Genomic DNA, 5,089 nt, shown 5'->3' on the forward strand with positions numbered 1-5,089 from the left:
AGAGTTTTCCACCAGGGGCTGCAATACCATGGGGGGAATACCCACGCTCAGGCAGGTAGGCTCCACATCCAATTCAAACTTCAACCGGTCTCCAAATCTCACTTGTTGAATTTTGATATAATTTTCAATAAAGTCAAGTTCGTGGATCAATCTTACTTTATCCCCGGAGTGAGAATCCAGCGCATAACGGAATACATCTGATAACTGGGTAATCACCTTTCTGGCTTTCTCCTTACTGGTACTGATCAGTGTACTGATAGAATTCAGGGTATTGAAAAGAAAATGAGGGTTGATCTGAGACCTGAGCAAGGACAGTTCCATTTCCTTGTTTTTAAGCGCCAGTTCACTTTTTTCCTGCTCTTCCTGCCGCAGGCTCTCAAAATATTTAATGATATAATATACGGCAACTGTTATCAGGTACTGGTCATAGATCCGCATGGCATCCCAGCTCAACAGGTCCAGCATATACTCTTTCCAATCATCGAAATATACCAACCCATCCAGGTAATAATCAAAGTAATAAGACAAATAGCTGATGCACATAAAGTATACAAATACTCCAAATAAGTGCCCTACCACCTGCACAGGAACTTTGAATTTGAACAGCCAGTTGGTGTATATAAAAGTAAGGCCTACGAGTATACATACGGTTTCGAAAAGGTAGAAACCATTCCATAAAACGGAGGTAGTATAGGGCCTGAACGCCTGCCACTCAATGATGGAACTTACAGCATAGTTGATAGCGTACCAGCCACATATGAGCAAATAAGCTATCTTCCAAATCTTTGGTATCTTCTCAATTATTGTCAAAGGCTACAACTTTTATTTTACTAATTTAAGCATTCAAACTTACACTTAGAGATGATTTAAAAATTTCTTTAGACATACATTTTACTAAAAAGAAGCGTTAATTAAGAACAAATCTTAAATTAAAAATGTATTATTCCCTTTTGAAAAGGTTATCATAACAACAAATATTGACAAAGTGCGGTTTCGTTCACATCTTTGATCTTTAAAAGCCGTCACGGCTTACAAACAAATCACTATATGCGGCTTTTGTGTCTCACATTATTTTTATGCGTTGTATATTTTTTTGCGCATGCCCAGTCTACCATTACAATTTCAGGGAAAATTGTTGACAGGGAGACTAGTGAGCCGTTAATTTTTGCATCCATCGGCATAAGAGGTAAACCGATAGGCACTGTATCCAATTCAATAGGCGAATTTGACTTCCATATACCTTCTAACCTTAAAAATGAGGTACTGGTCATTAGCATGCTGGGCTATGAAAACATGGAGGCACCTATACGCAACCTGCTCAGAAAGGATACTGTTATCTTCAGGCTTAACAAAGCTGTACAAATGCTGGATGAGGTAGTTATACATGACTCGCTCAATGGTGGCGATATCGTAAGTATAGCCTTCAACCGGATAGAAGAGAATTATCCTATGACCCCGTTCCTACTGGATGGCTTTTACAGGGACCTTAAAAAAGTAGGCGGCATATATTTTTCACTTCTTGAAGCTGCCGTAAAAATATATGATGAAGACTACAAGGAGCCCCGAAACAAAACAAGACTAAGGGAGCGGGTAGCTTTAATGGAAGTTCGCAAAAGCCTGGGGTACAACAATAAATTCACGAAATACTTCGACCAAAGCAACCTGCTGGAGGAGTTGCTTTTACACAATAATATCAGGTACAGGCAGTTTCCGTCCGAACAAATATTTTTTGATAGCTTCAAAAGACTGGGAACGTCATACTACAACGGACACCGCGTTTTCGTAGTCTCCATCAATGCAGACTATCACTTAAAACTTTACATAGCTACCCAAAACTACGCCATCATCAGGATGGAGTTTGAGCGAAAATATAGCGATGCAATTATCAGGCGGAAGAAAAACCTGGTGAGCAAATATATAAGCGATAAGAAGGTGATAGATTTTAAGGAGTATGACGGCAAAATGTATCTGAACTACATGAACCTGACCTCACAGATCAACTGGTATGATGAGAACACCAATAAGTTAAAGTTTGAAACGGAACTGTACCAGGAGCTACTGATCAACAAAGTACATCCCAACCCGACTGAAAGAATAGGAAGTACCGAGAAAATGAAAAGGTATGGTCTTCAATATCAGGATGAAAAATATAACAAGGAGTTTTGGAACAACTATAATGTGATAAAAGACACTCCTCTGGACAAAGAAATAGTCAGAGACCTGGAAAAACTGGGGAACCTGGAAGAGCAATTTGAATACTGATCCTCTAATCAGGCAACTCGTCGTCGTTTATTGCCAACTGTCGCATCCACCTTTTGGTTCTCGATTAAAAGGGCGTACTTAGTATCAATTAAAGCCAACTATAGACACGAAAATACCCCAAAGGCCCAGGTGCTTTTGGGGTATTTTTTTATTCATGGTTTACTTTTTATTGCAGTTTACAATTCACTTGTTCACTGTTTGTAGTTCGCGGATGGGTCAAACCGGTGGGGTAAACGGGCTGAAAAGTAAAAAAAGTAATGTGAAGCTTGCCACGGAAATCTGTAAACTGCGCTTCCTGTTATATTATATGAGTTTGCCCAACTGCTTTTGCTGATTGCTATTTTCAACTGCTTATCAGCAAAGAGGTGAAAATTTAGGGTCTCCCCAGAAATTCCGCTTGATCCCTGGTTACTAGTTGCAGGTTTTTGGGTATTGAGCGAGATTTTTGGCTGATTTACCGATTACCACTCACTGGTTCACCGTTCACTCGTCCATCAATTACTGGCAACTAATTCCTTGAAGAGAACTAATTTGCCTACTGCCTTTGCCGATTGCCTACTGGTTTCTTTTTACTGTGTACTGAGTATTGAGGTGAAGTCTTTGGCCGATTACTGATTACCGCTTACCGGTTTCACCAATCACTACAGCCAGTTGTGCTTTTTGGCTTCTTCGAGCAGGGCTTGCTTTTCTATAGGAACCACGCCAATGTGCTCACAAACCAATCCTCCTCCCAGATTAGAGAGTGCGGCGATAAGAAAAGGTGATAAATTTAAAGCAACGGCTATAGCCGCAATACTGATCACTGTATCTCCTGCACCGGACACATCTGAGATCTCCCTTACATGCGCAGGTATGAGGTGTTTCTGCCCTCCATATTGAATGTACACGCCTCTTTCGGAAAGCGTTATCAGACTCCCCTGACTGCTGAGTTTCGTCGTCAACATCTCAACCGAACGCTCTATTTCAGTCTGGTTATTTTTTTCGAAGTCCACTTTTAAGCCTTCTTTAAGCTCTTTCAGATTGGGCTTAAACAGCGTTACTCCTTTGTAGCTAAGGAAGTTACGCTTCTTAGGGTCTACCACCACAGGTATGTTACTGTTCCTGGCGAGGTCTACCGTTTTTTTGATCAGGTTTTTGCTAATAACGCCTTTATCGTAATCCTCAAAAATGACTACATCGGCAGTTGGAAGCACTTTTTTGATCTGCTTCCATACATTTTCCTCTTCCTGCTTGCTTAGCAGTTTGTCCGTTTCTTCATCTACACGCACCACATGCTGATGCGCGGTCATGATGCGAGTTTTTACCGTTGTAGGGCGCTCACTGCTGAGCACGATACCTTCTGATGAAATATTTTTTTCCTGTAGTCTTTCAATGAAGCGTTTGCCGTTGTCATCGTCCCCTACCACAGCGCACAACACCGGCTCGGCGCCAAGTGACTGGACATTGAGCGCGACATTGGCAGCTCCACCTAATCTGAAGTCCCGTTTCGTGGCCCTAACCACGGGAACGGGAGCTTCAGGAGAGATTCGCTCGACAGCCCCCCAGATGTAGGCATCCACCATCACATCTCCAATGATCAGTACTTTTAGCTGATCGAAGGCCGCAAATATCTCTTCAATGGATTTATATTGCATTAAGACAGTTCGCTTAAGGCTTCCTTGATTCGTTTCAATGCCTCTCTGAGTTCTTGCTCTGATGCAGCATATGATAACCTTACACAGTCAGGGTCTCCAAAAGCCTCTCCTGTAACCAGCGAAACATGTGCTTTTTCAAGAATATACATGCACAGATCACTGGCATTATTGATTTTCAGTTCACCGGCTGATTTGCCAAAGTAAGCACTTACATCAGGAAAGAAATAGAAAGCTCCTTTAGGCATATTGGTTTTAATGCCCGGAATCTCTTTCAGCAGCTCATACACCAATTGTCTTCTTTCGTCATAAGCTTTGGTCATTTCCCTTGTAGGACCAAGGTCACTGGTGAGTGCTGTAAGCGCTGCCCTTTGGGCAATGGAGCAGTTGGCAGAAGTGATCTGTCCCTGCACTTTATTGCAACCTTTGGCCAGCCATAGTGGCGCCCCGATGTAGCCCACTCTCCATCCTGTCATGGCAAAACCTTTGGCAAAGCCGTTTACAGTTACAGTACGATCGAGCATACCTGGCAACGAAGCCATACTGACTTTGTCTTCGGTATAGTTGATGTGCTCATATATTTCATCAGCAATAACGATGATGTTATCGTGCTGCTTAATTACTTCGGCTATATCTTCCAGCTCCTTTCTTGTAAATACAGAGCCTGTAGGATTACAAGGAGAAGAATATATCACAGCTTTGGTTTTATCTGTAATCGCTTCTTTCAACTGCTGAGCAGTGGCTTTAAAGTCATTTTCTATACCTCCTTTGATGAATACGGGTTTTCCTTCGGCCAGCTCGATAAGGGCTGAATAGCTCACCCAATATGGAGAGAAAACAACAACCTCATCTCCAGGGTTAAGCAACGCAAACATTACGTTGGCAATAGACTGCTTTGCTCCATTGGAAACTACAATATTCTCAGCTTTGTAGTCAATATTGTTTTCATCTTGCAGTTTCTTGGCTATAGCTTCTCTCAAATCCTGATAGCCCGGCACGGGAGGATAGGCAAAATATTTACCTTCATCAATAGCCCGTTTGGCTCCCTCTTGTATGTGTTTAGGGGTCTTAAAGTCGGGCTCTCCGAGGCTAAGACTTATAACATCAATACCCTGGGCCTTAAATTCACGGGCCTTGGCCGCCATCGCCAGCGTGGCGGACTCTTCCAGATTCATAATACGATCTGATAGTTGGAA

Annotated in this window: 4 protein-coding genes; 1 reads left to right on the top strand and 3 read right to left on the bottom strand. The window is 42.2% G+C overall.

Annotated features, from left to right (window positions below; translation table 11 throughout):
• Positions 1 to 810 (bottom strand): sensor histidine kinase (locus E1163_RS02535; RefSeq protein WP_185155933.1); only part of this gene is annotated, 810 nt, incomplete at its 3' end.
• Positions 811 to 1,047: 237 nt separating this feature from the next.
• Here E1163_RS02535 and E1163_RS02540 point away from each other — a divergent pair.
• Positions 1,048 to 2,262, top strand: a complete 1,215-nt coding sequence (locus tag E1163_RS02540; protein WP_155169141.1) for a carboxypeptidase-like regulatory domain-containing protein — start codon at positions 1,048 to 1,050, stop codon at positions 2,260 to 2,262.
• 641 nt (positions 2,263 to 2,903) lie between these two features.
• Here E1163_RS02540 and E1163_RS02545 read toward each other — a convergent pair.
• Together E1163_RS02545 and E1163_RS02550 are read right to left on the bottom strand one after the other, a co-directional pair.
• Positions 2,904 to 3,896, bottom strand: coding sequence for a bifunctional heptose 7-phosphate kinase/heptose 1-phosphate adenyltransferase (locus E1163_RS02545; RefSeq protein ID WP_155169143.1), 993 nt, complete (start codon positions 3,894 to 3,896; stop codon positions 2,904 to 2,906).
• Positions 3,896 to 5,089 (bottom strand): pyridoxal phosphate-dependent aminotransferase (locus E1163_RS02550; protein WP_246223474.1); only part of this gene is annotated, 1,194 nt, incomplete at its 5' end. The genes E1163_RS02545 and E1163_RS02550, both read right to left, overlap by 1 nt.

The organism is Fulvivirga kasyanovii (assembly GCF_009711405.1).
GTDB lineage: Bacteria > Bacteroidota > Bacteroidia > Cytophagales > Cyclobacteriaceae > Fulvivirga > Fulvivirga kasyanovii.

Excerpts from the sequence above, each read along its gene's own strand:
- E1163_RS02540 (WP_155169141.1), top strand. The coding sequence starts at position 1,048 with ATGCGGCTTTTGTGTCTCACATTATTTTTATGCGTTGTATATTTTTTT.
- E1163_RS02545 (WP_155169143.1), bottom strand. The coding sequence starts at position 3,896 with ATGCAATATAAATCCATTGAAGAGATATTTGCGGCCTTCGATCAGCTA.